Below are 26,915 nucleotides of genomic sequence, written 5' to 3' on the forward strand. Positions count from 1 at the left end.
ATGAAACGTGAAAACCTCCTGCTGCAAGAGCGCCATGACCTGATATTGAAGCAATTGGAGACCGACGGCCGCGTGATTGCCGCCGTGCTGGCCCTGGACCTTAACGTCACCGAAGACACGATACGGCGCGACCTGCGCGACTTGGCCGCCGCCGGCTTGTGCCAGAAAGTGTATGGCGGCGCCGTGCGCATCGCCGCCGCGCCGGACTCCGGCACGCTGACCCAGCGTCTTGGCCGCCAGCAGTCCGGCAAATCGCGCCTGGCTGTCGCCGCCGCCATGCTGGTGAAGCCGGGCAGCGTGATCTTCCTCGATGCCGGCTCCAGCAACCTGGCCATCGCCGAGGCTTTGCCGGAGGTTCCGCTGACGGTGCTGACCAACGCGCCAACGATTGCGGCGCGGCTGCTGGATAATCCCCACGTTGAACTGATCATGATCGGCGGCCGCGTCAAGCAGGGCCTGGGCGGCAGCGTTGGCGCGACCGCGCTGCGCGAGGTGGAGCTGCTGCGGCCCGACCTGTATTTCATCGGCGCCTGCGGCGTCGATCTGCATGCCGGCATCACCGCCGTCGATTTCGAGGAGGCCGAATTCAAGCGCCGCCTGGCCGCGCACAGCAAGGCCACCGCCGTCGTCGCTACCGCCGAGAAACTGGGCGCGGTCGCGTCCTTCCTGGTGCTGCCGATTGCCCAATTGACCCATCTGGTGGTCGAACAGGATACCGATGCGCAGTTGATGGATACCTATTCCGCAGCCGGCACCCGCCTGCTGCGCGCCGAATAATGAAAGCGGACGCTGTGAGCACCGGCTTGCAACAACGTGTTTCAACCCGCCTGGCCTTCCTGGCGGCGGGCATGGCGATGTCGGCCTGGGCGCCGCTGGTGCCGTTTGCGCAGGCGCGCACCGGCGTGGCGCCAGGCCAGCTTGGTTTGCTGCTGCTTTGCCTGGGCATCGGCTCGCTGCTGGCGATGCCGGTGACCGGCGTGCTGGCCGCGCGCTTCGGCTGCCGCCGCATCATCCTGCTGTCCGGCCTAGGATGCTGCCTGGTGTTCCCCTTCCTGGCGATCGCGCCGACGGCGTGGTTGCTGGCGCTGGTGCTGTTCCTGTTCGGTGCGACGATAGGCACGCTGGATGTGGCGATGAATATCCAGGCCGTGATCGTCGAGAAGGAATACGACGGCGCGCTGATGTCGGGCTTTCATGGGTTGTTCAGCGTGGGCGGCATCGTCGGCGCCGGCGGCATGACGCTGATGCTGTGGGCGGGACTGGAGCTGGTCGCATCGTCGCTGGTGCTGGCGGGCGCCGTTGGGCTGGTGCTGGTCTACGCCGGCCCGCACTTGCTGCGCGACCCGGCGCCGTCGGAACGCGATGCACCCTTGTTCGCCATGCCGCGCGGCGCGGTGATATTGATCGGCGCCTTATGCTCGCTGGTGTTCCTTGCCGAAGGTGCGGTGCTGGACTGGAGCGCGGTGTTCCTGACCAGCGGCGGCGGCTTCACGGCCGGGCAGGGCGGACTTGGTTATGCTGCCTTCGCCATTGCGATGACGGTGGGACGGCTCAATGGCGACAAACTGGTGCAGCGCTGGGGAGGCGCGCGACTGCTGCTAATTGGTGGTTTGTGCGCAGCGCTGGGATTCCTGAGCGTGGTGCTGGCACCGTCGCCGTGGATCGCGCTGGCCGGTTTTGCGTTGATCGGCACTGGTGCATCGAACATCGTGCCGGTGCTGTTCAGCGCAGCCGGAAGCCAGAAGGACATGCCAGCTAGCCTGGCCATCAGCGCCATCACCACCATCGGTTATGCTGGTATTTTGGCCGGCCCGGGGCTGATAGGGTTTGTGGCCCACGCGTTCGGATTGCAGCTGGCTTTCGCCGGACTGGCCTGCGGCATGCTGCTGGTGGCGGCCAGCGCCCGCATGGGTGTGGCCTCGCTGCGGAGCGCCAGCTAGCGGCTGGCCAGGTTCCGTCGGGCTGGATCATCTGCTCAGATCAAGCCATCGAACGGCAGCACCTCGACCATCTCGCCGGCGGCGATGTCCGCCTGCGCCTCGTGCAGCACGACGATGCAGTTCGCCTCCGTCATCGAACTCAGGATGCCGGAGCCCTGCGCGCCGGTGAGGCGTACTTGCGGCGCGCCGTCGGCGCCGGCGCTGACGATGGCGCGCTGGTATTCGGTGCGGCCGGGGCGTTTGCGGATCGCTTCGGTGGTGCGGGCCTGCATCGCCTGTTGCGTCGCCTGCGTGCCCATCATGCGCAGCAGCGCCGGCCGGGCGAACATGTAGAACGACACCATCACCGCCACCGGATTGCCGGGCAGGCCAAACAGCCAGGCGCTGTCTGCCTCGCTGCGGATCTGGCCGAAGGCGAGCGGGCGGCCCGGGCGCATCGCCAGCTTCCAGAAGGCGACCTCGCCGATGCGGCCGAGGATGTCGCGGGTGTAGTCGGCCGCGCCCTCGGAGACGCCGCCGGAGGTGAGGATGGCGTCGGCGTTGGCGCAGGCGTCGAGCAGCGCCGCTTCCAGCGCGGCCGGATCGTCGCGCACGATGCCCATGTCGATGACGTCGCAGCCCAGCCGCGTCAGCATGCCGAACAGCGTGTAGCGGTTGCTGTCGTAGACGCAGCCGTCGTCGAGCGGCTCGCCCAGCGAGCGCAGTTCGTCGCCGGTGGAGAAGAAGGCCACGCGCAGCTTGCGCCGCACGGCGACTTCGCCGATGCCGAGCGAGGCCACCAGGCCCAGGTCGGCGGGGCGCATGATCTTGCCCTGGGCCAGCGCGACGCCGCCGGCCTTCAGGTCTTCGCCGGCGAAGCGGCGGTTGGCGCCGGTGCGGATGGCGCCGTGGCCGATGGTGACCGTGTCGTCGCCGATGTGCGCGGCCAGTTCCTGCGGCAGCACGCTGTTGCAGCCGGGCGGGATGGCGGCGCCGGTCATGATGCGGATGCACTCGCCGGCCTGCGGCGCTTGCGCGCACGGGCGGCCGGCGTAGGCGATGCCGATCACCTTGAACGTGGCGTCGGGCGCGCCGGCCGGGGGCAGGTCGGCGCCGCGCAGCGCGTAGCCGTCCATCGCCGAGTTGTCGTAGGCCGGCACGTTGATCGGCGAGACGATGTCTTCGGCCAGCACGCGGTCGAGGGCGTCGCGCAGCGCGAGCCGCTCGGTGGCGGCGACCGGCGTCACGCGTTCGCAGATGATGCGCTGGGCTTCGGATACGGGTAGTGCGCCGGGATCGGCCGCGCGGACAGTGGCGGCGGGCGCGGGTGCGCGTTCGTGCTGCTGCAGCTCGGCCAGCGTGTTGATGTTGCGGAAGGCGTCGGCGTGGTCGAACATCACCTCGGCCACGCGCAGCGATTTGAACCAGCTTTCCATGCGGCGCGCGCCGGTGTCCAGGTAGGCGTCCAGCTGCGGCAGCAGGCTGGCTTTGAGCAGCGCGAACACGGGATGCGGCTGGCGATGCGGTTCGGCGCCGGCCTCGGATTCCATGGTCACGGCCAGCGCGACGTCGGCGTCCTGCGCCTGCATCGCCGCGTACAGGCGTTCGGCCAGGTCTTCAGGCAGGAAGGGCGAGTCGCAGGGGGCGGTCAGCAGCAGTTCGGTGGGGCAGTACTGGAGGCCGATCTGCAGGCCGGCCAGCGGACCTTCGAAGCCGTCCAGGTAGTCCGGCAGCACCGGCGCCTGGCCCGCCACGGCCTGGTACTGCGGCAGGTTGCGGTTGGCGTTGATGACGACGCTGGCCGCTTGCGGCGCCAGCCGGCGCATCACGTGCTCCACCAGCGTGGCGCCGCGGAACGGCTGCAAACCCTTGTCGACGCGGCCCATGCGCGTGCCGCGCCCGCCCGCCAGTATCAGTCCGGTGACCTTGTTCTTCAAAGACAAACTACCCTCCGATGTAAGACATTTCTACTTTGTTGGCGCGGCGTTGCAGGCCGTCGGTGTGATTGGTGCGCAGTTCCGAGTAACGGTCCGTGCGCGCGCGCCACAGCTGCGCCAGCACGGTGCTGATTTCCGCGTCGCTGCGGCCGTCGCGCAGCAGGGCGCGCAGATCGTGGCCGCTGCTGGCGAACAGGCAGGTGTACAGCTTGCCCTCGGTCGACAGGCGCGCGCGGGTACAGTCGCCGCAGAATGCGTGGGATACGCTGGAGATCAGGCCGATCTCGCCGCTGCCGTCGCCGTCGTTGTCGATATAGCGCCAGCGGGCGGCGGTTTCGCCGGTGTAGTTGGCGGACAGCGGCTCGAGCGGCATCTCGGCGTGGATGCGGCGCACCACTTCGGCCGACGGGATCACCTCGTCCATCTTCCAGCCGTTGGAGGCGCCGACGTCCATGTATTCGATGAAGCGCAGGATGTAGGGCGTGTTTCTGAAATGGCGCGCCATCGGCAGGATTTCCTGGTCGTTCATGCCGGCCTTGACCACCATGTTGATCTTGACCGGGCCCAGGCCCACCTGGTGCGCCACGTCTATGCCGTGCAGCACGTCGTCGACCGCGAAGTCGACGTCGTTCATTTTCTGGAAGGTGGCGTTGTCGAGCGCGTCGAGCGAGACGGTGATGCGTTGCAGGCCGGCGTCCTTGAGCGACTGCGCCTTGCGGGCCAGCAGCGAGGCGTTGGTGGTCAGCGTCAGGTCGAGCGGCTTGCCGTGGACGGTCTTCAGTTCGGCCAGCATGCCGACCAGCCGTTCGATGTTCTTGCGCAACAGCGGTTCGCCGCCGGTCAGGCGTATCTTCTCGACGCCGTGGGCGATGAAGGTTTGCGCCAGGCGGGCGATCTCTTCGAACGACAGCAGCGAGGTGTGCGGCAGGTATTGATAATCGCTGTCGAACACCGCCTTGGGCATGCAGTAGACGCAGCGGAAATTGCAGCGGTCGGTGACGGAGATGCGCAGGTCGTGCAATGGACGGGCCAGTTGATCGCTCAACAGGCCGGTCGGCGCTTCCAGGATAGCGGGGACGGCTGGCGGCGCGGGGCGCTGGCTGGCCATCATGATGATTTTCTCTGCCATGACTCTACAATCTTGCTGTTTTTGAAATGCGGGGCGACGTTTGGGCGACGACAAGAAGCTACGATAGCACGCCGCCGCCAACACTGGGGTCAAGTCTGACATTCGGACACGAGCTCTGCCGTAACAGCAGCTACGGCAGAGCTCGTGTCCGAATGTCAGACTTGACCCCGGATTAAAAAAGCCCCGCCGGCCTGAACGCGCTCAAGAGCGCGCTCGGTGCCGGCGGGGCTTTTTGGTTTTGCTATCCGATGCGATTAGCGGCGGGTGTCCACCTGGACCAGCGGCTCGTCATTTTGCGGCGGCAGCGGCTTGCGTTCGCGTGGAACGCGGGCCGGTGCTACGGCGTTGGCGGCAGCTTCCTGCGCGGCGCGCAGCTTGGCTGGATCGGTGGCTGCCAGCGTCAGGCCGGCGGAACCGAGCACTGCTTGCAGGTCGATCGGGGCCGATGGTGCCACCGGCGCTGGCGTCGGCACTGCCACTGGCGCTACGGCGACCGGAGCGACTGGCTCGGCAACCACTGGCGCTGCCACTGGAGCAGGGGCTGGCGTTGGCGCCGGAGCTGCTGCGACCGGCGCGGCTTCCACCACGACAGGTGCGGCAACTTCCACCACCAGGGCCGGCGCTTCCACGACGACCGGGGCTGCTGGTGCTTCGACCTGCGCCGGCGCTGCCGGTGCTTCCACTACAACAGCTACTGGCTCGGCGACGACTGGCGCAGCTTCGGCCACAGGCGCTGCAATAACGGCGGGCGCTTCAACGACTGGCGCTGGTTCCGGCGTCACAACTGCTGCGACGACTGGCTCGGCGGCCGGTGCTTCGGCAAGCACTGGCGCGGCGGCGACTGGCTCAACCACGACCGCGGCTTCCACGACCGCTGCTTCCACCGCGACTGCTGCCGGAGCAACTGCTGCCTCGGCGGCTGGTGCGCTGAAGCTCAGGACGATCTGCTCGCCAGCTTCACCCGCGGCCGATTCCTGGCCTTCCGCGCCTTCGACACCTTCGCTGCCGTCGCGGTCGCGACGATTGCGGTTGCGGCCACCACGACGACGACGACGACGCGGCTCTTCACCGTCCACCGCTGCTTCGTTGTCATCACCTTCCGGGCCGGTGCTCGGCGCGGTTTTCAGGATGCTGGTGGCGGCGTCGGTCACCGGGCCGGTCGACGGCACGCCGACGTTCAGCGCCAGTTCTTCAACCTTGGCTTCGACCGGGGCTTTCTCGCCGCGCGGCTCACGCGGAGGACGTGGCGTGCGTTCCGCGCGCTCCGGACGTTCTGCGCGTTCGCGCGGCGCCTGGCCTTCTACTGCCTGGTTTTCACGCGGTTCGCGCGGCTCGCGCGGTGGCCGCGGCGGGCGCGCCGGACGGCCATTGGCGTCGACTGCCTTCGCCTCGTCCGCTGCCGGACGGGCCGCGCCTGGTTCGCGCTCTTCGCGCTCGCCACGGCCTGCGCCCTTGCCGTTACGGTTGCGGCCACGTGGGCCGCGCGCGTTGCGGTCGCCACGGTCGCCGGACGGCGCCTTGACCACGATGGTCGGCTGCTGCGGCAGGGCCGTCGGCGCCGGTTTCGGGCTCAGGAAGCTGAACAGCTTGGCGAAGAAACCTTGCTCGGCCGGTGCCGGCACTGGCGCCGGCGCCGGCTTGATGACGGTTTCGGTCGGCTTGCGCTCGACCAGCGGCGCCGGCTGGTCAGGGGTGATGGTCTTGACCATGGCTTCCTGGCGCGGCTTGGCTTCTTCCTTCTGGCGCTTGCTGTAGGCCATGTCGGTTTCGGCTTGCTCTGCCAGCGAGTAGCTCGCCTGGCTTTCTTCCAGACGCGGATCGTCGTGCTTGATGCGCTCGAGCTTGTAGTGCGGCGTTTCCAGGTGCTTGTTCGGCACCAGGATGACGCTGATGCGGTGGCGGGTCTCGATCTTCAGCACTTCGCCGCGCTTTTCGTTCAGCAGGAAGGCTGCCACGTCCACCGGAACCTGCACGTGGATGGTGGCCGAGTTTTCCTTCATCGCCTCTTCCTGGATGATGCGCAGCACCTGCAGGGCCGACGATTCGGTGTCGCGGATATGGCCGGTGCCGGAGCAGCGCGGGCAAGTCACGTGCGAACCTTCGGACAGCGAGGGACGCAGGCGCTGGCGCGACAGTTCCATCAGGCCGAAGCGGGAGATCTTGCCCATCTGGACGCGCGCGCGGTCGTGGTGCAGCGCGTCCTTCAAACGCTGTTCGACTTCGCGCTGGTTCTTGGCCACTTCCATGTCGATGAAGTCGATCACGATCAGGCCGCCCAAGTCGCGCAGGCGCAGCTGGCGGGCCACTTCTTCCGCGGCTTCGCAGTTGGTGTTGAAGGCGGTGGTCTCGATGTCCGAACCGCGGGTGGCGCGGGCCGAGTTGACGTCGACCGACACCAGCGCTTCGGTGTGGTCGATGACGATGGCGCCGCCCGATGGCAGCGGCACGGTGCGGCTGTAGGCGGTTTCGATCTGGTGTTCGATCTGGAAGCGGGAGAACAGCGGCACGTCGTCGCTGTAGCGCTTGACACGGTGCACCATGTCCGGCATCACGTGGCTCATGAACTGGTGAGCTTGTTCGTAGATGTCGTCGGTGTCGATCAGGATCTCGCCGATGTCAGGCTGGAAGTAATCGCGGATGGCGCGGATCACCAGCGACGATTCCTGGTAGATCAGGAAGGCGCCGGAGGCCGACTTGCCGGCGCCTTCGATCGCGCGCCACAGTTGCATCAGGTAGTTCAAGTCCCACTGCAGTTCGTCGACGTTGCGGCCGATGCCTGCGGTGCGGGCGATCACCGACATGCCTGGCGGCAGGTCCAGCTTGTCCATGGTTTCGCGCAGTTCCTGGCGCTCTTCACCTTCGACACGGCGCGAAACACCACCACCGCGCGGGTTGTTCGGCATCAGCACCAGGTAGCGGCCGGCCAGCGAGACGAAGGAGGTCAGGGCGGCGCCCTTGTTGCCGCGCTCTTCCTTTTCGACCTGGACCATGATTTCCTGGCCCTCGCGCAGCGCTTCCTTGACGGAGGCGGTACGGACATCGACACCTTCGCGGAAGTAAGTGCGTGCTACTTCCTTGAAAGGCAGGAAACCGTGGCGATCCTCGCCGTAGCTGACGAAGCAAGCTTCCAGCGACGGTTCGATGCGGGTGATCACGCCTTTGTAGATGTTGGATTTGCGCTGTTCGCGGCCGGCGGTTTCGATGTCGATATCGATCAGTTTCTGACCGTCGACGATCGCTACGCGCAATTCTTCTTGCTGCGTAGCATTAAACAACATGCGTTTCATTTTTATTAACTCCGCGACCCGTAGGTCATCTCTGTGCCGCTCGGTTTCTTAGGACCGAGGCAGCGTGGTACAGGGATATACGCGAGAATTAATGTGATTGCGGTGGGTATGCCCATCCTGTGCGACGCAGCAACGCGAACGAAAACGTCCGCGCTGCGGCCGCAACTGGGCGCATGAGGTCGATCGACATGCCGAGTGCTCGCATCACCTACAACTCATCCATGCGGCCTCTGAAAGACGGCAGAGAAATGCAGGCGGTGAGCAACGTCGTTGAGAGCCAAATCCTGACCAGGCTTACATACTACAAGTATTGCAACTTCGGTAACCAGGCTTGTTTCAGCCTTCCGTCGAGCTTGCAGCAAAGCATGGGGTTTGGCGAAAACGGCAAGCGTTATCAACTTCATCAACCGGCCAGCTCGACACTAGACCGAGCTGGCCGGACTTTATCCTTACAATCCAACCATATTAATTCAGCATCCCTGCTGACATCCGATTACAACAACGGTGCAACCTTGATTCCGGCAGGGGTGGTGCGTATACATTTTTTCCTCTGAATTTGCAATTTGGCGAGGCCAGTGGAGACGCCCCTGTGTAAAATATGCTTTTATTCTTACACTTGCCGCAGATTGAGCCACAGCGCTAACAATTATATATTCAAAATGAAGGACTTAGAGAGATTTCTGGGAAGACAGAGCAAATGAAGCAACAAAAAGATGTTATCCCACCTTCAACACCCCAAGACGTTCCGCTGCAAGCGCAGTTCGTCACCATTACTGAAGAAGAAGCCGGCCAGCGTATCGACAACTACCTATTGCGTATTTGCAAAGGCGTGCCGAAGAGCCACGTCTACCGCATTCTGCGCTCGGGTGAGGTGCGCGTGAACAAGGGGCGCATCGATCAACTGTACCGCCTGGTACAGGGCGACGTCGTCCGTATTCCACCGATCCGCATCGCCGAGAAAGCCGATACCACCCATGTGCCGGCGGCCGAGTTCAAGGTGATTTTCGAGGATGCCCAGCTGTTGGTGATCGACAAGCCGGCCGGCGTGGCCGTGCACGGCGGCTCCGGCGTGTCGTTCGGCGTGATCGAGCAGTTGCGCGCCTCCCGCCCGGACGCCAAGTTCCTGGAGCTGGTGCACCGGCTGGACCGCGACACCTCGGGTTTGCTGTTGCTGGCGAAGAAACGTTCGGCGCTGACCAACCTGCACGAACAGATGCGCGACGGCCATACCGACAAGCGTTACCTGACGATGGTGGCGGGCGACTGGAAAAACGCGCGCCAGCACGTCAAGCTGCCGTTGCATAAATACACGACGGCCGACGGCGAACGCCGGGTGGCGGTGCAGGCCGAGGGCATGCCTTCGCACACGGTGTTTTCGCTGCTGAAGAAATTCAAGGACTTCGCCCTGCTGGAAGCCGAACTGAAGACCGGACGCACCCACCAGATCCGCGTTCACCTGGCATCTTCCGGCTTCGCCATCCTTGGCGACGACAAATACGGCGATTTCGCCTTGAACCGGGTCTTGCTGAAAGCCGACGCCACGCGCGGCGCGCTCAAGCGCATGTTCCTGCACGCCCATCAGATTACCTTTACCCATCCAGATTCCGGCAAAATCATGACGCTGAACGCGCCATTGGCTGCCGAATGTGAGCGATTCTTGGTAAGCTTGGGGAAACCTCTTAACTAATCGCAAATATTATTGAAGGAGCCGGCCCGCGTAGCAGGCCGGAATACATGGCAAGAAAGCAATTTGATCTGATCGTCTTCGATTGGGATGGAACGTTGATGGATTCAACTTCAACGATCGTGAAGTGCATACAGGCGGCGGCCCGGGACTTGTCCCTGCCGATCCCCCGCGACGACGTTGCCGCCCATGTGATCGGCCTCGGCCTGCATGAAGCCATGCAGGCGGTGTTGCCGGAGATCGATCCAGCCTACTATCCGCGCATGGTGGAGCGGTATCGCTATCACTTCCTGTCGCGCGACCACGAGCTGACCCTGTTTCCCGGCGTGCAAGACATGCTGATGGAGCTGTCGCAGAACGGCTATTTCCTGGCGGTGGCCACCGGCAAGAGCCGGGTCGGCCTGAACCGCGCCATGAACGACGTCAAACTGTTGTCCATGTTTGACGCCACCCGTTGCGCGGACGAAACCTTTTCCAAGCCACATCCCGCCATGTTGCAAGAGTTGACGCGGGAGTTGGGGCAGGATATGCGCCGTACCGTGATGATCGGCGATACGTCGCATGATTTGCTGATGGCGAACAATGCCGGCGCGTCCGCCGTCGCGGTCCAGTATGGCGCCCATCCGGTCGACCAGCTGGCCGCCTGTCACCCGCTGTATTCGGCCGCCACGGTGGCCGAGCTGCATCAATGGTTGAGCGAGCACGCGTAATGGCCGACCAAGACATCCTGATCTGCGACGCCGACGCCGTGCAGGAAGGCGGCAAGGGCGTGCGCTTCCTGGTGACCGCCGGCGGCGACGACGGCACCGGTTTCGTGGTGCGCTACGGCGGCAAGGCGTATGCCTACCTGAACCGCTGCGCCCATGTGCCGATTGAACTGGACTGGGCCGAAGGCGAGTTCTTCGAGTCCAGCGGGCTGTACCTGATGTGCTCCACCCACGGCGCGATCTATGCGCCGGAAAGCGGTTTCTGTGCCGGCGGACCCTGCAAGGGCGGACGTTTGCGCCCGATCAGCGTGATAGAGCGCGATCAGCAGATTTTCTGGCAACCGGATGACTACGTGCGCCCGGCGCGCGCCTGACTGACATTAGACGAGAACTATGAGCGATAACACTAGCGAAAATGGCGGTAACAGCGCCGAAAAACCAGCATCGGCGCCTCCTGCGCCGGTCAAGGCGACGGTCGCCGCGTCCCATTGGGAGCGCGAGGTGCTGGAGAAGCTGGTGTTTGCCACGCTCAAGGAGCAGAAGGCGGCGCGCCGCTGGGGCATCTTTTTCAAGGCCGCGACCTTGCTGGTGATCGTGGTCGGGCTGAGCGCCTACCTGGATATCAGCTGGACCGGTTCGGAGGAAACCCTGGGCCGCCACACCGCGCTGATCGAGATCGACGGCGCGATCGAGTCGGAAGGCAGCGGCGCCGCCGCGGTGGTGATCCCCGCGCTGAACAAGGCGTTTTCCGACAGCGGCTCGGTGGCGGTGGTGATGCACATCAATAGCCCAGGCGGCAGCCCGGTGCAGGCCGGCATGATCGTCGACGAGATGGTGCGCCTGCGCAAGGGCTATCCGGCCAAGCCGCTGTACGTGGTGGTCGATGAAATCTGCGCCTCCGGCTGCTATTACATCGCCGCCGGCGCCGACCGCATCTACGTCAACAAGGCCAGCATCATCGGCTCGATCGGCGTGTTGATGGACGGCTTCGGCTTCACCGGTGTCATGGAAAAAGTCGGCGTCGAGCGCCGCCTGCTGACCGCCGGCGACAACAAGGGCTTCATGGACCCGTTCAGCCCGCTGACCGAAAAGCACAAGCAATACGCCCAGACCATGCTCAACGAGATCCACCAACAGTTCATCCAGGTGGTGCGCGGCGGCCGCGGCAAGCGCCTGAAGGAAACCCCGGAGATGTTCTCCGGCCTGTTCTGGACCGGCGCCAAGTCCATCGACATGGGCCTGGCCGACGCCTTCGGCACGGTCGACAGCGTGGCGCGCGACGTGGTCAAGGCGGAAGACATCATCGACTACACCCAGCATGAAGGCTTGCCGGAACGCGTGCTGAAGAAATTCGGCGCGGCGATGGGCGCCGGCGCGGTCAAATCGGCGCTGGACAACGTCAAGCCCAGCCTGCGCTAGGCGGGCGCGGAGGCAGGCTGGCCGTTAGTCGTAGTGATAGCATCACTGGACTAGCGATTAACATTATCAATCCAGCCTTTTTCATGCTTGCATATCCGACCCGGTGGACTATAGTGGTGTTGTAGTTCTTTCCAAGGGGGGCCGATATAAACAGTTTATCTTGTTGTCAGCACGATCTTGTTCAGTTTGATGGAACTACTCAACTGCATCATTGATGCGGAGTAGAGAGAATTTCGATTCCTCGTAAAGAGTCCTGTAATGGGGCTGAAAACAGCGGCGCAATGCCGCTGTTTTCAATGGCGGCGTCGCTTTGCGCGAAGCCGCCGGCGTCCAGCCAGGCCAGGAAGTGCGCTTGCCGGGCGGCATGCCACTGTTCCATTGCGCCGGTGGGCGCGGCGCCTGTCGGCGGGCAGCTGCGGCAGTGTGCCAGCAGCAGTTCGGTTCTGTGCATGGCGGCCTGTTCTTGCGCCGCTGTTGTAACGGAGAGTAAGGTAGTCATGGTAAGTCCTGCTGAGCATTCCTAATGCCTTAGGCGGATTCCTAGTGCAATTTCAGTCTATCAATAGAATTGGCGCGGGACTTGATATTCATCAAGGTTGATGACTATCTAGAATGGATGCTGCGCCGCAACAAACCGTGCCTTCCCGCTGCCACCCGCATCCTGTAAAATCCGGCCATGAGTAAATTATCCCTAGACCGCATCCTGCAATCGCAGGGTTACGGCACCCGCAAGTATTGCCGCTCCCTCATCGAGGACGGCGAAGTCAGCATCGGCGGCGCCGTGCACGACAACTACAAAGCCGGCATCGAGACCGATGGCCTGGTGCTGACCATCTTCGACGAAGAATGGGTCTACCGCGAGCACCTGTACATCGCGCTCAACAAGCCGGCCAATTTCGAATGTTCGCGCAAGCCCAGCCATCACCCCGGCGTGCTGACCCTGCTGCCCGAGCAGTTCACCTGGCGCGAAGTGCAGCCGGTCGGCCGCCTCGACCACGACACCACCGGCATGCTGCTGATGTCGGACGACGGCCCGTTCATCCATGCGCAATCGTCGCCCAAGCGCCATGTGCCGAAGATTTACCAGGCCACCACGCAGGAAGCGGTGACCGACGAATTGGTCGCGCTATTGCTGTCCGGCGTGCAGCTGCACGACGAGCCGGCGCCGCTGGCGGCGCAGACCTGCGTCAAGCGCGGCGAGCACCAGCTGGAAATCGTGCTGGAGCAGGGCAAGTACCACCAGGTCAAGCGCATGCTGGCGGCCGCCGGCAACCATTGCAGCGCCTTGCACCGTTCCGCCATCGGCGCGCTGACGCTGGAGTCGCTGGGCATCGCCGAGGGCGAATGGTGCTATCTGACGGCCGCACAACTGGCGCTGTTGGCGCCCGCCGCATGAAGCTGGCAACGCTGAAGGACGGCAGCCGCGACGGCCAGCTGATGGTGGTGTCGCGCGACCTGAAGACCGCGCAGCTGGCCGACGGCGTGGCGCGCACCCTGCAGCGCGCGCTGGACGACTGGACCTTCATCGCGCCGCAGCTGGACGCCATCTACCAGGAGTTGAACCAGGGCCGCGCCCGCCGCAGCTTCGAGTTCGAGCCGGGCCACTGCATGGCGCCGCTGCCGCGCGCCTTCCAGTGGGCCGACGGCTCGGCCTACGTCAACCACGTCGAGCTGGTGCGCAAGGCGCGCGGCGCCGAACTGCCGCCGTCGTTCTGGGAAGATCCGCTGATGTACCAGGGCGGCAGCGACGACTTCCTCGGCCCGCACGACGATATCGCGCTGTTGCGCGAAGAGTGGGGCATCGATTTCGAGGCCGAACTGGCGGTCGTCACCGACGACGTCGGCATGGGCGCGACGCCGGACCAGGCGCACCAGCGCATCCGTCTGCTGATGCTGGTCAACGATGTGTCGTTGCGCAATCTGATTCCGGACGAGCTGGCCAAGGGCTTCGGCTTTGTCCAGTCCAAGCCGGCCACCAGCTTTTCGCCGGTGGCGGTCACGCCGGACGAGCTGGGCGAGGCCTGGAAGGGCGGCAAGGTCCACCTGCCGCTGTTGTCGACCTGGAACGGCAAGCTGGTCGGCAAGCCGCAGGCCGGCGTCGACATGGTGTTCAACTTCCCGCAGCTGATCGCCCACCTGGCCAAGTCGCGCAATGTGCGGGCCGGGGCTATCATCGGCTCGGGCACGGTGTCCAACCGGGACGCCAGGCGCGGCTATTCCTGCATCGCCGAGCAGCGCTGCCTGGAGACCATCGCCGGCGGTGCGCCGCTCACGCCCTACATGGCGTTCGGCGACACCATCCGCATCGAAATGCTGGGCGGCGACGGCAAATCCGTGTTCGGCGCCATCGAGCAGGCGGTCAAGCAGGCGCTGGTCGAGCCCAGCGGCCGGAAATTGCTGTAAGGAATCTACGAGCAGGGCCGGAAATACCGCCGTATTCCGGCGATGGCCCGGCCCTGCCGCGGCCGATAATGGCACGGTCGAGATAAACCCCGCAGCAGGCAGATTCCATGGCAGAAGACAGCGACGCAGAAAAGACCGAACCCGCGTCAGCCAAGCGCCTCGAGCAGGCGCGCGAAGAGGGCGACGTGCCCCGTTCGCGGGAAGTGGCGACGTTTACCGTGCTGATGGCGGCCGGCGCCGGCCTGTGGATGACCGGCGACGGGCTGATCCGCCAGCTCAACGCCGCCCTGGTGTCCGGCCTGACCTTGAACCAGGAACAAATCTTCGACGCCGACATCCTGCTCAACCGCATCCTGGTCGACGTGGTGCACGTGATGCTCGCCTGCCTGCCGTTGGGCATCGCCGTGATGATCGTCGCGCTGGCCTCGCCGCTGCTGGTGGGCGGCTGGCTGTTCAGCGGCAAGGCGGTCGCGCCCAATTTCAACAAACTCAATCCCGCCCGAGGCCTCGGCAACATGTTTTCGTCCAACTCGCTGGTCGAGCTGTTCAAGGCGGTGGCCAAGGCGCTGGTGGTGGGCATGGTGGCCTGGCTGGTGGTGATGAAGCAGAAGGACGCCGTGATCGGCCTGGCGGTGGAGCCGCTCAAGCTGGGCATGGTGCACCTGTTCAATATGCTGGGCAGCAGCTTCCTGTTCATCGTCGGCGCGCTCGGCCTGATCGCCGCCATCGACGGCCCCTACCAGATGTGGCATTACTCGAACAAACTGAAGATGACCCGCCAGGAGCTGATCCAGGAATCCAAGGAGTCCGACGGCAACCCGCAGATCAAGGCCAAGATCCGCCAGCTGCAGCGCGAGATGGCCAAGCGGCGCATGATGGCCGACGTGCCGACCGCCGACGTGGTGGTGACCAACCCGACCCACTACGCGGTGGCGCTGAAGTACAGCGACGGCATGCGCGGCGCGCCGAAGGTGGTGGCCAAGGGCAGCGACGAAGTGGCCGCCAGGATCCGCGAGATCGCCCGGGAGAACCAGGTGATCATGCTGGAGGCGCCGGCGCTGGCGCGCGCGCTGCACAAGCACACCGAGATCGGCGACGAGATTCCGGAAGCGCTGTATGCGGCGGTGGCCGAAGTGCTGGCCTATGTGTTCCAGCTGCGCCTGTTCAGCAAGGGCAACGGCAAGCGCCCGGATATACCGAAGACCCTGGATGTGCCGCCTGAGCTCGATCCGCTCAATCCCGCATCGCAAAAAAAGCAACCCGACCTGAATAACGGAGCACCCGCATGAACGCCCTGAGCAACCTGAAACTGCCGCCATGGCTGCAAGGCATCGCCAACAGCCGCAACAAGAGCAGCCTGGCCGCGCCCATCCTGATCATCATGCTGCTGGCGATGATGGTGCTGCCGCTGCCGGCCTTCGTGCTCGACATCTTCTTCAGCTTCAACATCGCGCTGGCGGTGATCGTGCTGCTGACCAGCCTGTACACGGTCAAGCCGCTCGACTTCATGGCCTTCCCGACCATCCTGCTGGTGTCGACCATGTTGCGCCTGTCGCTGAACGTGGCCTCGACCCGCGTGGTGCTGACCGAGGGCCACAACGGCGCCGACGCCGCCGGCAAGGTGATCGAGGCCTTCGGCCACTTCCTGATCGGCGGTAACTACACGGTCGGTATCGTGGTCTTCATTATTCTGACGATCATTAACTTCACCGTGGTGACCAAGGGTGCGGGCCGTATCGCCGAGGTGGGCGCGCGTTTCGCCCTGGATGCGATGCCGGGCAAGCAAATGGCGATCGACGCCGACCTCAACGCCGGCCTGATCGGCGAGGCCGACGCCCGCAAGCGCCGCAGCGAAGTGGCGCAGGAAGCGGAGTTCTACGGCGCCATGGACGGCGCCAGCAAGTACGTGCGCGGCGACGCCGTGGCCGGCATCCTGGTGACGGTGATCAACGTGGTCGGCGGCCTGCTGGTCGGCCTGCTGCAACACGACCTGACCTTTGGCGACGCGGTGAAGATCTACACCTTGCTGGCCATCGGCGACGGCCTGGTGGCGCAGATCCCGTCGCTGGTGATTTCGACCGCGGCCGGTATCGTGGTGTCGCGCGTGGCCAGCGAGCAGGACATCGGCACCCAGGTGGTGGGGCAGTTGTTCGCCAAGCCGCAGGTGCTGTATATCACCGCCGCCATCATCGGCGGCATGGGCCTGATCCCCGGCATGCCCAACCTGGTGTTCCTGCTGCTGGCCGGCGTGCTGGCCGGTTCGGCCTACATGATGACCCGCAAGGCCGAGGCCGGCAAGACCGCCGAAGTGGCGGCGGCGGAGGCGGCGGCGTCGCCGGCCGCCGCGCCGGAGCAGGAAGAGGCCAGCTGGCAGGACATCATGCCGGTCGATACGCTGGGCCTGGAAGTGGGCTATCGCCTGATCCCGCTGGTGGACAAGACCCAGGGCGGCGAACTGCTCAAGCGCATCAAGGGCATCCGCAAGAAGTTTGCGCAGGAGGTGGGCTTCCTGGCGCCGCCGGTGCACATCCGCGACAACCTGGAATTGAAGCCGTCGGCCTACCGCATCACGCTCAAGGGCGTGGAAGTGGGCACCGGCGAGGCCTACAACGGCCAGTTCCTGGCGATCAATCCGGGCATGGCCAGCGGCACCTTGCCGGGCATGACCACCACCGATCCGGCCTTCGGCCTGCCGGCCACGTGGATCGACGCCAATCTGCGCGACCAGGCGCAGGGCATGGGCTACACGGTGGTCGACGCCGGCACGGTGGTGGCGACCCACTTGAATCACCTGATCACGACCCACGCTTCCGAGCTGCTGGGCCGGGCCGAGGTGCAGTCGCTGCTGGACCACCTGGGCAAGGATGCGCCCAAGCTGGTGGAAGACCTGGTGCCGAAGATGGTGTCGCTGTCGACCCTGCAGAAGGTGTTGCAGAACCTGCTGATGGAAGGCGTGCACATCCGCGACATGCGCTCCGTCATCGAGACGCTGGCCGAGCACGCCGTGCACACGCAGGATCCGAGCGACCTGACGGCGCTGGTGCGCATCGCGCTGGGCCGCGCCATCGTGCAGCAGCTGTTCCCCGGCGCCAGCGAGTTGTCGGTGATGACCCTGGATAATCGCCTGGAGCGCTTGCTGATGCAGGCGCTGGCGGCCAGCGGCCCGGACGGCGCCGGCATCGAGCCCGGGCTGGCCGACACCATCGCCCAGCAGGCGCAGGCGGCGGCGGCGCAGCAGGAGGCGCTGGGTTTGACGCCGGTGCTGCTGGTGCCGGGCCCGCTGCGGGCCTTGCTGTCGCGCTTCCTGCGCCGCGCCTTGCCGCAATTGAAGGTGCTGTCGCACGCGGAGATCCCGGAGACCAAGACCATCCGCGTGACGGCGCTGGTGGGCCAGCAGCCGGCCTAAGTTTGCGCGGATCGCGGATGCATCCATGCGGGCGGTCTAGACTGCTCGCATGGATGACGACGATTTCGACACGCCATGGAAGGAAGCGGTCATCCACCACTTTCCCGAATTCATGGCCTTTTATTTTCCTCTTGCGCATGCCGCGATCGACTGGTCGCGGCCGCATACTTTTCTCGATCAGGAATTGGCGGCGCTAAGCAGCGATGCCGAGTTGGGCAAACGCCTGCTCGATAAGCTGGTGTCCGTGTATCTGCATGACGGCGGTGAGCGCTGGGTGCTGCTGCATCTGGAAGTGCAGGGGTGGCGCGATAGGGACTTCGCGGAACGTATGTTTATCTACAACTATCGCGTCTATGATCGTTACCGCCGTGCGGTGGCCAGCCTGGCGCTGCTGACTGACGGCGGCAAGCGTTGGCGGCCTTCGTCGTTTAGTTACCGTTTGCTTGGGTGCACGATGGGGATTGAATTCCCTGTCGTCAAACTGTTGGATCTCGCTGAACGTCTTGACGAGTTGCAGCAACACGAAAATCCCTTTGCATTGGTGACGCTGGCGCATTTGCAGGCGCGGCAGACCAGCGGGAATCCTCACCGCCGGCGCATCGCCAAACTGCGGCTCACCAAACTTCTGTATCAGCGTGATTGGGACAAGCGGCGTATCATCAATTTATATCGGGTGATCGACTGGATCATGCGCCTTCCGCAGGCGTTGGAGCTTCGGTTGACCTATGTGGCTTTGCAATTGGAAAGGAGGCGCGCCATGCCTTACATATCCTCGATGGAACGCCTTTGCATGGAGCAATGGCGCAAGCATGGATTGGAAGAAGGACGACAAGCAGGACGACAAGAAGGACGACAAGAAGGACGACAAGAAGGACAGTCCGCGTTGCTGACCGACTTGTTACGCCAACGCTTCGGCGAGCTCGATGCCGCCGTCTGCGCGCGGCTGCTGCAGGCAGATTTGCCGCAGTTGTCGGCGTGGGCCAAAAACTTCGTTGACGCCACCTCGCTGGACGAGGTTTTTCGCGACCGCTAAGCCGCCTCGGCCGCAATGGTGAAATGCGGCCCATTTGCCCCCCTGTTCCTCGGATCGTTTCCAGAGTGCATCGTCAATAATGGCACTGTCAGAGTAAAGGCGTCTCATCCGGAAGACGCACTGCTTGACTTAGATTTCTGAGAGCCGGCCATGAACGTCAAAAAATTTACCGCACCGACTTCCCGCGAGGCGCTGCGCAAAGTGCGCGAATCGCTCGGCCCCGACGCCGTGATCCTGTCCAACCGCCAGGCCGATGGCGGCGTTGAGATCCTCGCCCTCGCCAACGACGATGCCGCCTCGCTGGCCATGCCGGCGCCGCACTCGCCGATGGCCGAACCGGCGCCGTCGCTCGACCTGGGCACCGCCGCGCCGGCAGGCCGCGTCGAGCAGCGTCTGGAGCCGCGCTTCGCCTCCCATAGCCCGGCCCCGGCGCCGGCCGCCCTGCCAGCGCAACCGGTGCGCCGCGTGGTGGCGTCCGCCTCGTCGTTCGCCAGCGTCACCAAGGCCGCGGCCGCCGCGCCGGCGCCGGCGCCGGCCCAGGCCGCGCTGGACGTCGGCCAGATCGCCGCCATGGTCAGCGCCGCCGTCGCCAGCGCCAAGCAGAACGCCGCCGCCGAAATGCAGGGCATGATGAGCGAAATCCGCGCCATGCGCGGCATGATGGAAACCCAGCTGGCCGAAATTTCCTGGGGCACCACCCAGGCGCGCGAGCCGCAGAAAGCCGCCGTGCTGCGCGAGATGCTGGCGGCCGGCTTCTCGGCCAGCCTGGCGCGCTACCTGATCGAAAAACTGCCGGCCAACCGCGACGCCGCCGACAGCCTGCGCTGGATCAAGAACGTCCTGACCCGCAACCTGCAAACCATGGCCAACGAAGACGCGCTGATCGAGCAGGGCGGCGTGTTCGCGCTGGTCGGCCCGACCGGCGTCGGCAAGACCACCAGCACCGCCAAGCTGGCCGCGCGCTGCGTGATGCGCCACGGCCCGGACAAGCTGGCCCTGATCACCACCGACGCCTACCGTATCGGCGCCCACGAGCAGCTGCGCATCTACGGCAAGATCCTCGGCGTGATGGTGCACTCGGTGAAGGACGAAGCCGACCTGCGCATCGCCCTGAAGGAATTGAAGAACAAGCACACGGTGCTGATCGACACGGTCGGCGTCAGCCAGCGCGACCAGATGGTCACCGAACAGGTGGCTATGCTGCAAGGCGCCGGCGCCGACGTCAAGCGCCTGCTGTGCCTGAACGCCACGGCCACCCAGGAAACCCTGAACGAAGTGGTGCGCGCCTATCAGGGCAGCGGCCTGGCCGGCTGCATCATGACCAAGCTGGACGAAGCGGCCGCGATCGGCAACGTGCTCGACGTGGTGATCCGCCAGAAACTGAATCTGTTCTACGTCTCGAACGGCCAGCGCGTGCCGGAAGACCTGCACCTGGCCGATCCGGCCTACCTGATCGACCGCGCTTTCAAATTGAAACGCGATGTCGTCAACACCCAATACCTGGACGCCGAACTGCCTCTGCTGATGAGCAACGGCCAGAACCAGCAAGCAATGCGCGAGGTGCACCTTGGCTAATTTCGATTTCGACCAGGCGGAGGGACTGCGCCGCATGCTGGCGGGGCCCAAGCCCCGCATCGTCACCTTCCTGTCGGCCTCGCCGCAGGACGACAAGGGCGCCATGCTGGTCAACCTGGGCGCCTCGCTGGCCCGTGCCGGCAACGACGTGCTGCTGGTCGACGCCTGCGCCAGCGCCCACGGCGTGGCCACGCGCCTCGGCGTGGACGGCGGCGCCAGCCTGCTGGACGTGGCGCGCCAGGAATGCGCGCTGAACCAGGTGATCCACCAGGTGCCGCAAGGCTTCGCTGTGGCGTCGATGACACGCGGCGTGGCGCGCAGCGGCCCGGACGAGACGCGCCGCCTGGCCAAGGCCTTCGACGTGCTGGCCAAGCAGACCGGCATCGTCATCGTCGACGGCGAGTTCGACGGCGTGGCCTTCCCGGTGCCGGTCATGGCCAGCTCGGAAATCGTGGTGCAGGTATCGAATAGCGCTACCTCGATCAAGGCCGCATACAGTATGATCAAGCGCCTGAACCAGGAGCTGGGTCGCCGGCCGTTTGGAATTCTGGTCACCGGGGCTTCCGAATCGGAAGCAAAGGTGGTATACGATAATATGGCACAGGCAGCAAGCCGATACCTGGCGGTGAACCTCGTTTCGATGGGATCGGTGCCGGCGGATGAATACCTGCAACGCGCGGCACGCTTGGGGCGTGCGGTGGTCGATGCGTTTCCGCTGGCCGGGGCTTCGGTCGCGTTTCGTCAACTGGCGGGGCGCTTCGCGCTGGCCGGCTCGCCATCTTTCCGTTAAGGGAGCATCATAATTTTAGCGCTTAATCAATAATAAACGGCTATGTACACGGTCAAAGGGAAAGTGGACAAGAATTCTTTGCTGACGGAGCACATGCCGTTGGTGAAGCGCTTGGCCCACCACATGAAGGCGAAACTGCCGCCCAGCGTCGAAGTCGACGATCTGGTGCAAGCCGGGATGATCGGCCTGCTCGACGCCATCAGCCGTTACGAGGACACCCATGGCGCCCAGTTCGAAACCTACGCCGTGTTGCGCATCCGCGGCGCCATGCTCGACGAGCTGCGCAACAGCGACTGGCTGCCGCGCTCGATGCGCCAGAACATGCGCAAGATCGAAACCGCGATGAGCACGCTGCAACAGCGCCTGGGCCATCCGCCGACCGAGTCGGAAGTGGCCAAGATGCTCAAGCTGTCGCTGTCCGACTACCAGGATATGCTGTCCGACGGCGGCGGCCACCAGCTGGTGTACTACGAAGATTTTCACGACGACGACGGCAACGACAGCTTCCTCGACCGTTACTGCTCGGACGAGGAGAGCGACCCGCTGCGCTCGCTGCTGGACGGCGACTTCCGCCAGGCCGTGATCGACGCCATCGACGCGCTGCCGCCGCGCGAAAAGATCCTGATGGGGCTGTACTACGAAGAGGAGCTCAACTTGAAAGAAATCGGCGCCGTGATGGGCGTATCGGAATCGCGCGTATCGCAGCTGCATACGCAGGCCGTGGCGCGTCTGCGCGCCTCACTTCGGGAGCGGTCTTGGACTGGGCCAGCGTAGCCGGGGTGCTGCTGGCGCTGGCCGGCATCATCGTCGGCCAGACGCTCGAAGGCGGCAAGCTGGCGTCGCTGCTGCAACCGGCCGCGTTCGCGATCGTCGTCATCGGCACCTTCGGCGCGGTGATGTTGCAGACCCGCTTCAAGACCTTCATGCGCGGCGTGCGCATGCTGCGCCTGGTGTTCGCGCCGCCGGCCGACACCCGCGTGGTGCTGGCGCGCGACATCAACGCCTGGAACCTGGCGGCGCGGCGCGACGGCCTGCTGTCGCTGGAGCGCTATATGCTCGCCTCCAAGGACAAGTTCAACACCAAGGGCCTGCGCCTGATCGTCGACGGCATCAACCCCGACAAGCTGCGCCAGATCCTCGACACCGAAATCACCGCCTACGAAACGGAAGAACGCCAGGCGGTGCGCATCTGGGAATCGGCGGCCGGCTATTCGCCCACCATCGGCATCCTGGGCGCGGTGCTGGGCCTGATCCACGTGATGGAAAACCTGTCCGACCCCAGCAAGCTGGGTTCCGGCATCGCGGTGGCCTTCGTGTCGACCATCTACGGCGTCGGCCTGGCCAACCTGTTCTTCTACCCGATCGCCAACAAGCTCAAGGCCATCGTCACGCAGGCGGTGCACCAGCAGGAAATCGCCGCCGCCGTGTTCTACGACATCGCCACCGGCGACCACACGCGCGTCATCGACGAGCGCATCGCCACGCTGCTGCGGGAACACTGACATGCAGAACCGGCGCGCCCGCAGGAAGTTCGACGACGAACCGGAGAACCACGAGCGCTGGCTGATCTCCTACGCCGACTTCATCACGCTGCTGTTCGCCTTCTTCGTCGTCATGTACGCGATTTCGGTGGTCAATATCGGCCGCTACAAGGTGTTGTCGGTGGCCCTGGGCGACGCCTTCGGCGGCGCCGGTTCGGCCAGGCCGGTCAACACCGAAGTACCCAACCTGCCGATCCCCAATCCCAATCTGCGGCGCCACGCCGAACTGCTGCGCAAGGAAAAGACCCAGATGACCAAGCTGGCGCAGGACTTGTTGTCCACCTTGGCGCCGCTGGTCAAGGAGGGCAAGGTGCGGGTCACGCAGAACAGCCGCGGCGTCAGCGTCGAGATCAACGCCTCGGTGCTGTTCGATCCGGGCGAGGCGCGCCTGACCAACGAATCGACCGAGGCGCTGCGGGCCGTCGCCGGCCTGCTGAAGAACGACGAGCACAAGGTGCAGGTCGAAGGGCACACCGACAACCAGCCGATCCGCAACACGCTGTTCCCGTCCAACTGGGAACTGTCGGCGGTGCGCGCCAGCAGCGTGGTGCGGCTGTTCATCGACGCCGGCGTGGCGCCGGAGCGGCTGACCGCGGTCGGCTTCAGCGCCAACGTGCCGGTGGCGCCGAACGACAACACGATCGGCCGCGCGCGCAATCGCCGGGTGGCGGTCACGATCCTGTCCGGGATACCGGATACGGTAACGGAAGTGCCGACGCCGGCGCCGGCTCAATAAGCAGTCAACGGTAAATTCGGCTCAGCCGGCCAGGAAGCCGCGGCTGCGGGGCAGGGAGGTGGACAGGCCGCCAGGGCCGTAGAAGTTGTCCGCGCCCGCCGATTGCGGACGCAGCGCTTGCAGCGCGCCTTGCGTGTGGTTCATCTGCTTGTTGATCAGCATGCCGTTGATGCGGTTCAGTTCCTTGGCTTCGCGGGAATGTTGCAGCAGCGCTTGCCAGAGGGCGCTCGCTTCGGCGGCGTCGGCGCCGCTGGCGGCAACCCAGGCATCCATGCCGGCTTCCTCGGCCGGGTAGCCGGCCTTGCCCAGGGCGCGGTGGCGCTGGGCCGACAACAGGGTCATCTGCGTGACCAGTGCCGATTTCTTGGTGGTGACCGCCGTCAGGCCGTCGATTTCCGCCGCCACCAGATGTTGCTGCTCCTGCTTCAAGACGCCCAGCAGGGTCGTCATGATGTGTTCTTCTTCGCGCAGGCTGTTCAGCGGGGTAGCGGTTGACATGGTAGACCTATCGTTTGCGAGAGTGCAGCAGATCCTTGACTGTATCGAGCAAGCCATCCGCTACTTTTTCCGAGTTGACCTGGAACTGGCCGTCGGCAATGGCCAGCTTGATGCGCTCGACTTTTTTGGTGTCGAACACCGCGCTGCCGCCGCCGGCCGCACTGGCCGCCAATGCCTGGCCTTGCGGCGACAGGCGCACGTTGTCGGACGTCGCCGGGGTCGCCGGGGCCGCCGCCTTGTCCGCGCCGCGCGCAGTCGAGGTGGAAGCCGGGGTCGACGCCGGCAAGCCGGTCGTGCTCTTCAATGTATCGTTAATTTTCACAGCGCTATCCTTCTCTGGTAGGAGTACGAAACTCCGGGATCTGAGTATGTAACGGCGGCTGACGCCAAAACTTTAGCGTTGCCGTGCCTCAAGACCCGTGGCGTTCGATCAAAACGCCACCTCCACCAGCCCGCCTGCCTTGGCGATTCCCGTAATTTGTTGCCCACCGGAAGTTTTCACCTGGACCACCTGGCCGTCGCCCGCCGTGCTCATGGCGCGCGCCTCGGCCGACACGCTGAAACCGTTGCCGCTGGAAACCAGCCGCACCAGCTGGCCGGACTGCACCACCGGCTTGCTGCGCAGCGTATCGAGGCGCAGCGGCGTGCCCGGCGGCAGCGAGATATTGGTGCTGCGGCCGATCACCTGGCCGATGTCGGTGGCTATCCCGGCCGGCAAGCTTGTCAGATCGCCCTTCAGGGTCACCAGCTGGCCGGCCTCGATCGCCTGGCCCTGGGCCAGCGGCGCGGCGCTGGCGATGTAGTCGCCGACCACGGTGACCGTGGCCTGGATATAGATCGTCCAGGCGGCCGGCGCCACGCAGCGCACGCCGACCGTGGTCTTGCCCCAGGCGCGCGCGCCGGGCATGAAGAAGGCTTGCGGATCGGCGCAGGCGGCCAGGTTCATGCGCGGATCGACGGCGCCGACCGCGACCGTGACCTGGCCGGGCAGGCCGCCGCTTTGTACTTGCAGGAACTGTTCGACGCTGCGCTTGAGCGCGGCCGCGTCCTGGCGCAGGGGCGCGGCTTGCTGAGCCTGAGCCGCCGGCAGCAGGGCCAGCAGGGCGGCGGTGATGAGCAGTCGTTTCATGGTGTGGGAGTCCTCTTCAATACTGCCATCATAGTCTGGCGGTCTGGACTTGAAGCCTTGAATAGGACCGAAAAGCGCTTTCTTATCGCTCGATGGTTACCGGGGGCAACTCCGTATCATCGATCCTGTCATAACAAGTACGTCCATAGGGAGCTGTCATGGTTGGGAAACTCGACGATTATCTGCGCTTCAACGAAGCCGCGCTGGGGCTGCGCTCCCAGCGGCAGAGCGTGCTCGCCTCGAATATCGCCAACGGCGATACGCCCAATTACAAGGCACGCGACATCGACTTCTCCAGCGCCATGCAGGCCGCGCTGGACAAGGCCAGCCCTAGCGCCAACGCCACGCTCAAGACCACCGCCGGCAAGCATTACCCCAACCCTCCGCCAGACGGCACCACGATGGCGGACGGCACGCCGCTGCTGTACCGCGGCGTGGTGCAGGGCGCGGTCGACGGCAACACGGTCGACATGGACGTCGAACGCAACCAGTTCGCCGACAACGCCATCCGCTACGAGGCCGGCATCACCGCAATCAACGCCCAGATCAAGCACATGATGGCGGCGATACAGGGAGGTAACTGATCATGTCGCTGTTTAATATTTTCAATGTTTCAGGTTCGGCCATGAGCGCCCAGGCGCAGCGGCTCAACGTGGTGGCCTCCAACCTGGCCAATGCCGACAGCGCCACCAGCGCCAGCGGCGAGGCCTACCGCGCGCGCCAGGTGGTGTTCGAAGCGACCACGCCGACCGCCGGCGGCGCCGCGACCGGGGTGCGGGTCAAGCAGGTGGTGGAAGACCAGTCGCCGATGAAGCAGATGTACGACCCCAAGCATCCGATGGCGGACGACAAGGGCTATGTGACCATGCCCAACGTGAACGTGGTGGACGAGATGGTCAACATGCTGTCGGCCTCGCGCTCCTACCAGACCAACGTCGAGACCATGAACGCGGCCAAGACGCTGCTGCTCAAAACCCTGACCATCGGCCAGTAATCCACCAGAGGCAATCATGACTATCAGCACAGTGACCGACACGCCCAAGACGGCCGCGCTCAACACCACCGGCAACACGAGCAACACCAGCAGCACCTCCAACGACATCGGCGCGGACCAGGACAAGTTCATGAAGCTGCTGGTCACGCAGCTGAAGAACCAGGATCCGTTGAACCCGATGGACAACGCGGAAATGACCAGCCAGCTGGCCCAGCTGTCGACGGTGACCGGCATCAACAAGGTCAACGCCACGCTGGAATCGCTGCGCACCGACCAGGCCGCGTCGCAATCGCTGACCGCCACCAATCTGATCGGCAAGGGCGTGCTGGTGAAGGGCGCCGGCATCGAGCTGTCGACCAGCACCGACAGCGCCGGCAAGAGCACCAGCACCAGCGTGTTCGGCATCGACCTGGCCTCGGCCGCCGAAAGCGTGACGATCTCGATCCAGGACAAGAGCGGCGCCACGGTGCGCACCATGAGCATGAAGGGCACCGACGTCGGCACCTACCCGATCACCTGGGACGGCACCACCGACGCCAAGACCGCGGCGCCGGCCGGCGCCTACACCTTCACCGTCAAGGCGGTGAGCGCCGGCAAGACGCTGCCCGACGCGACCGCGCTGCAACTGGCGGCCGTGGCCAGCGTGTCGACCGGCAGCGGCGGCGTCAAATTGAATACCTCGCTCGGACAGTTCACGATGTCCGAGATTAAAGAAGTTTTGTAACGCA

27 protein-coding genes are annotated in these 26,915 nt (G+C 64.8%); 20 read left to right on the forward strand and 7 right to left on the reverse strand.

Annotation, left to right across the window (positions count from 1 at the left end; genetic code table 11):
* Both AC1RMD_RS21440 and AC1RMD_RS21445 read left to right on the forward strand, forming a co-directional pair.
* A complete protein-coding gene (locus AC1RMD_RS21440; RefSeq protein WP_492929178.1) occupies nt 1–777 on the forward strand; it encodes a DeoR/GlpR family DNA-binding transcription regulator in 777 nt (258 codons plus the stop codon).
* Entirely contained in the window at nt 777–1,940 is a 1,164-nt protein-coding gene (locus AC1RMD_RS21445; RefSeq protein WP_492929180.1) for an MFS transporter, read from the forward strand. The genes AC1RMD_RS21440 and AC1RMD_RS21445 overlap by 1 nt, the downstream gene beginning before the upstream one ends.
* A gap of 35 nt (nt 1,941–1,975) precedes the next feature.
* Here AC1RMD_RS21445 and moeA read toward each other — a convergent pair whose 3' ends face one another.
* From moeA to AC1RMD_RS21460, 3 genes are all read right to left on the reverse strand, one after another.
* Nucleotides 1,976–3,862, reverse strand: a complete 1,887-nt coding sequence (gene moeA / locus AC1RMD_RS21450) for a molybdopterin molybdotransferase MoeA (protein ID WP_492929183.1) — start codon at nt 3,860–3,862, stop codon at nt 1,976–1,978.
* A 1-nt stretch (nt 3,863) separates the two neighbouring features.
* On the reverse strand, nt 3,864–4,985 hold the full coding sequence (moaA, locus tag AC1RMD_RS21455) for a GTP 3',8-cyclase MoaA (protein ID WP_492929185.1): 1,122 nt from the start codon (nt 4,983–4,985) through the stop codon (nt 3,864–3,866).
* Between the two features lie 254 nt (nt 4,986–5,239).
* On the reverse strand, nt 5,240–8,272 hold the full coding sequence (locus AC1RMD_RS21460; protein ID WP_492929187.1) for an Rne/Rng family ribonuclease: 3,033 nt from the start codon (nt 8,270–8,272) through the stop codon (nt 5,240–5,242).
* A 173-nt stretch (nt 8,273–8,445) separates the two neighbouring features.
* Between AC1RMD_RS21460 and AC1RMD_RS21465 the strand changes: the two genes are divergently transcribed.
* The 5 genes from AC1RMD_RS21465 (at nt 8,446) to AC1RMD_RS21485 (ending at nt 12,082) form a co-directional block, all read left to right on the forward strand.
* A complete protein-coding gene (locus AC1RMD_RS21465) occupies nt 8,446–8,826 on the forward strand; it encodes a hypothetical protein (protein WP_492929189.1) in 381 nt (126 codons plus the stop codon).
* 143 nt (nt 8,827–8,969) lie between these two features.
* On the forward strand, nt 8,970–9,959 hold the full coding sequence (locus AC1RMD_RS21470; RefSeq protein ID WP_492929191.1) for an RluA family pseudouridine synthase: 990 nt from the start codon (nt 8,970–8,972) through the stop codon (nt 9,957–9,959).
* A gap of 47 nt (nt 9,960–10,006) precedes the next feature.
* Nucleotides 10,007–10,666: an HAD-IIIA family hydrolase gene (locus tag AC1RMD_RS21475; protein ID WP_492929193.1), complete on the forward strand. Its 660-nt coding sequence runs from the start codon at nt 10,007–10,009 to the stop codon at nt 10,664–10,666.
* Nucleotides 10,666–11,037 carry a Rieske (2Fe-2S) protein gene (locus AC1RMD_RS21480; protein WP_492929195.1) on the forward strand — a complete coding sequence of 124 codons (372 nt, stop codon included), beginning with the start codon at nt 10,666–10,668 and terminating at the stop codon, nt 11,035–11,037. The genes AC1RMD_RS21475 and AC1RMD_RS21480 overlap by 1 nt, the downstream gene beginning before the upstream one ends.
* Before the next feature lie 19 nt (nt 11,038–11,056).
* Nucleotides 11,057–12,082: a S49 family peptidase gene (locus AC1RMD_RS21485; protein WP_492929197.1), complete on the forward strand. Its 1,026-nt coding sequence runs from the start codon at nt 11,057–11,059 to the stop codon at nt 12,080–12,082.
* A 208-nt stretch (nt 12,083–12,290) separates the two neighbouring features.
* On the opposite strand, the gene AC1RMD_RS21490 is transcribed toward AC1RMD_RS21485, so the two are convergent.
* Nucleotides 12,291–12,581 carry a hypothetical protein gene (locus AC1RMD_RS21490; protein WP_492929198.1) on the reverse strand — a complete coding sequence of 97 codons (291 nt, stop codon included), beginning with the start codon at nt 12,579–12,581 and terminating at the stop codon, nt 12,291–12,293.
* 177 nt (nt 12,582–12,758) lie between these two features.
* On the opposite strand from AC1RMD_RS21490, the gene AC1RMD_RS21495 reads away from it, so the two are divergent.
* From AC1RMD_RS21495 to motD, 10 genes are all read left to right on the forward strand, one after another.
* The gene (locus AC1RMD_RS21495) at nt 12,759–13,478 is read left to right on the forward strand and encodes a pseudouridine synthase (protein WP_492929200.1); all 720 of its coding nucleotides are present in this window, start codon (nt 12,759–12,761) and stop codon (nt 13,476–13,478) included.
* Complete coding sequence (locus AC1RMD_RS21500; protein ID WP_492929203.1) at nt 13,475–14,485, forward strand: fumarylacetoacetate hydrolase family protein; 1,011 nt, start codon at nt 13,475–13,477, stop codon at nt 14,483–14,485. Before AC1RMD_RS21495 ends, AC1RMD_RS21500 begins: the two co-directional genes overlap by 4 nt.
* Before the next feature lie 107 nt (nt 14,486–14,592).
* On the forward strand, nt 14,593–15,774 hold the full coding sequence (gene flhB / locus AC1RMD_RS21505) for a flagellar biosynthesis protein FlhB (RefSeq protein ID WP_492929205.1): 1,182 nt from the start codon (nt 14,593–14,595) through the stop codon (nt 15,772–15,774).
* Entirely contained in the window at nt 15,771–17,891 is a 2,121-nt protein-coding gene (gene flhA, locus AC1RMD_RS21510) for a flagellar biosynthesis protein FlhA (protein WP_492929206.1), read from the forward strand. Before flhB ends, flhA begins: the two co-directional genes overlap by 4 nt.
* Before the next feature lie 49 nt (nt 17,892–17,940).
* Nucleotides 17,941–18,924 carry a DUF4351 domain-containing protein gene (locus tag AC1RMD_RS21515; protein ID WP_492929208.1) on the forward strand — a complete coding sequence of 328 codons (984 nt, stop codon included), beginning with the start codon at nt 17,941–17,943 and terminating at the stop codon, nt 18,922–18,924.
* A 150-nt stretch (nt 18,925–19,074) separates the two neighbouring features.
* A complete protein-coding gene (gene flhF, locus AC1RMD_RS21520) occupies nt 19,075–20,499 on the forward strand; it encodes a flagellar biosynthesis GTPase FlhF (RefSeq protein ID WP_492929210.1) in 1,425 nt (474 codons plus the stop codon).
* Nucleotides 20,492–21,289, forward strand: coding sequence for a MinD/ParA family ATP-binding protein (locus AC1RMD_RS21525; RefSeq protein WP_492929211.1), 798 nt, complete (start codon nt 20,492–20,494; stop codon nt 21,287–21,289). Before flhF ends, AC1RMD_RS21525 begins: the two co-directional genes overlap by 8 nt.
* 42 nt (nt 21,290–21,331) lie before the next feature.
* Nucleotides 21,332–22,063 (forward strand): RNA polymerase sigma factor FliA, encoded by a 732-nt coding sequence (locus tag AC1RMD_RS21530; RefSeq protein WP_217942038.1) that lies wholly within the window; start codon nt 21,332–21,334, stop codon nt 22,061–22,063.
* Nucleotides 22,045–22,791 (forward strand): flagellar motor protein, encoded by a 747-nt coding sequence (locus AC1RMD_RS21535; RefSeq protein ID WP_492929214.1) that lies wholly within the window; start codon nt 22,045–22,047, stop codon nt 22,789–22,791. Before AC1RMD_RS21530 ends, AC1RMD_RS21535 begins: the two co-directional genes overlap by 19 nt.
* A gap of 1 nt (nt 22,792) precedes the next feature.
* On the forward strand, nt 22,793–23,566 hold the full coding sequence (gene motD / locus AC1RMD_RS21540) for a flagellar motor protein MotD (RefSeq protein WP_492929216.1): 774 nt from the start codon (nt 22,793–22,795) through the stop codon (nt 23,564–23,566).
* A gap of 21 nt (nt 23,567–23,587) precedes the next feature.
* Here the strand turns inward: motD and AC1RMD_RS21545 are convergent, their stop codons facing one another.
* The 3 genes from AC1RMD_RS21545 to flgA form a co-directional block, all read right to left on the reverse strand.
* Nucleotides 23,588–24,064, reverse strand: coding sequence for a flagella synthesis protein FlgN (locus AC1RMD_RS21545; protein WP_492929219.1), 477 nt, complete (start codon nt 24,062–24,064; stop codon nt 23,588–23,590).
* Between the two features lie 7 nt (nt 24,065–24,071).
* The gene (gene flgM, locus AC1RMD_RS21550; protein WP_492929221.1) at nt 24,072–24,386 is read right to left on the reverse strand and encodes a flagellar biosynthesis anti-sigma factor FlgM; all 315 of its coding nucleotides are present in this window, start codon (nt 24,384–24,386) and stop codon (nt 24,072–24,074) included.
* Nucleotides 24,387–24,494: 108 nt separating this feature from the next.
* Nucleotides 24,495–25,193 (reverse strand): flagellar basal body P-ring formation chaperone FlgA, encoded by a 699-nt coding sequence (gene flgA, locus AC1RMD_RS21555; RefSeq protein WP_492929223.1) that lies wholly within the window; start codon nt 25,191–25,193, stop codon nt 24,495–24,497.
* A gap of 158 nt (nt 25,194–25,351) precedes the next feature.
* Here flgA and flgB point away from each other — a divergent pair, with 158 nt between their 5' ends.
* The 3 genes from flgB to AC1RMD_RS21570 are packed head-to-tail and all read left to right on the forward strand — an operon-like array spanning nt 25,352 to nt 26,911.
* Nucleotides 25,352–25,777 (forward strand): flagellar basal body rod protein FlgB, encoded by a 426-nt coding sequence (gene flgB, locus AC1RMD_RS21560; protein WP_492929224.1) that lies wholly within the window; start codon nt 25,352–25,354, stop codon nt 25,775–25,777.
* A 2-nt stretch (nt 25,778–25,779) separates the two neighbouring features.
* Complete coding sequence (gene flgC, locus AC1RMD_RS21565) at nt 25,780–26,187, forward strand: flagellar basal body rod protein FlgC (protein ID WP_492929226.1); 408 nt, start codon at nt 25,780–25,782, stop codon at nt 26,185–26,187.
* 16 nt (nt 26,188–26,203) lie between these two features.
* Complete coding sequence (locus AC1RMD_RS21570) at nt 26,204–26,911, forward strand: flagellar hook assembly protein FlgD (RefSeq protein WP_492929227.1); 708 nt, start codon at nt 26,204–26,206, stop codon at nt 26,909–26,911.
* The last annotated feature ends 4 nt before the right edge of the window (nt 26,912–26,915 follow it).

The organism is Duganella sp. GW822-FHT06D06 (genome assembly GCF_058799615.1).

Coding starts and splice junctions, on each gene's coding strand:
- AC1RMD_RS21475 (WP_492929193.1), top strand. CDS start 10,007: ATGGCAAGAAAGCAATTTGATCTGATCGTCTTCGATTGGGATGGAACG.
- AC1RMD_RS21545 (WP_492929219.1), bottom strand. CDS start 24,064: ATGTCAACCGCTACCCCGCTGAACAGCCTGCGCGAAGAAGAACACATC.
- flhA (WP_492929206.1), top strand. CDS start 15,771: ATGAACGCCCTGAGCAACCTGAAACTGCCGCCATGGCTGCAAGGCATC.
- AC1RMD_RS21530 (WP_217942038.1), top strand. CDS start 21,332: ATGTACACGGTCAAAGGGAAAGTGGACAAGAATTCTTTGCTGACGGAG.
- flgA (WP_492929223.1), bottom strand. CDS start 25,193: ATGAAACGACTGCTCATCACCGCCGCCCTGCTGGCCCTGCTGCCGGCG.
- AC1RMD_RS21465 (WP_492929189.1), top strand. CDS start 8,446: ATGAGGTCGATCGACATGCCGAGTGCTCGCATCACCTACAACTCATCC.
- AC1RMD_RS21480 (WP_492929195.1), top strand. CDS start 10,666: ATGGCCGACCAAGACATCCTGATCTGCGACGCCGACGCCGTGCAGGAA.
- AC1RMD_RS21500 (WP_492929203.1), top strand. CDS start 13,475: ATGAAGCTGGCAACGCTGAAGGACGGCAGCCGCGACGGCCAGCTGATG.
- flgB (WP_492929224.1), top strand. CDS start 25,352: ATGGTTGGGAAACTCGACGATTATCTGCGCTTCAACGAAGCCGCGCTG.
- AC1RMD_RS21570 (WP_492929227.1), top strand. CDS start 26,204: ATGACTATCAGCACAGTGACCGACACGCCCAAGACGGCCGCGCTCAAC.
- AC1RMD_RS21515 (WP_492929208.1), top strand. CDS start 17,941: ATGGATGACGACGATTTCGACACGCCATGGAAGGAAGCGGTCATCCAC.
- flhF (WP_492929210.1), top strand. CDS start 19,075: ATGAACGTCAAAAAATTTACCGCACCGACTTCCCGCGAGGCGCTGCGC.
- AC1RMD_RS21485 (WP_492929197.1), top strand. CDS start 11,057: ATGAGCGATAACACTAGCGAAAATGGCGGTAACAGCGCCGAAAAACCA.
- flhB (WP_492929205.1), top strand. CDS start 14,593: ATGGCAGAAGACAGCGACGCAGAAAAGACCGAACCCGCGTCAGCCAAG.
- AC1RMD_RS21470 (WP_492929191.1), top strand. CDS start 8,970: ATGAAGCAACAAAAAGATGTTATCCCACCTTCAACACCCCAAGACGTT.
- AC1RMD_RS21495 (WP_492929200.1), top strand. CDS start 12,759: ATGAGTAAATTATCCCTAGACCGCATCCTGCAATCGCAGGGTTACGGC.
- AC1RMD_RS21490 (WP_492929198.1), bottom strand. CDS start 12,581: ATGACTACCTTACTCTCCGTTACAACAGCGGCGCAAGAACAGGCCGCC.
- AC1RMD_RS21440 (WP_492929178.1), top strand. CDS start 1: ATGAAACGTGAAAACCTCCTGCTGCAAGAGCGCCATGACCTGATATTG.
- AC1RMD_RS21460 (WP_492929187.1), bottom strand. CDS start 8,272: ATGAAACGCATGTTGTTTAATGCTACGCAGCAAGAAGAATTGCGCGTA.
- AC1RMD_RS21445 (WP_492929180.1), top strand. CDS start 777: ATGAAAGCGGACGCTGTGAGCACCGGCTTGCAACAACGTGTTTCAACC.
- motD (WP_492929216.1), top strand. CDS start 22,793: ATGCAGAACCGGCGCGCCCGCAGGAAGTTCGACGACGAACCGGAGAAC.
- moaA (WP_492929185.1), bottom strand. CDS start 4,985: ATGGCAGAGAAAATCATCATGATGGCCAGCCAGCGCCCCGCGCCGCCA.
- flgC (WP_492929226.1), top strand. CDS start 25,780: ATGTCGCTGTTTAATATTTTCAATGTTTCAGGTTCGGCCATGAGCGCC.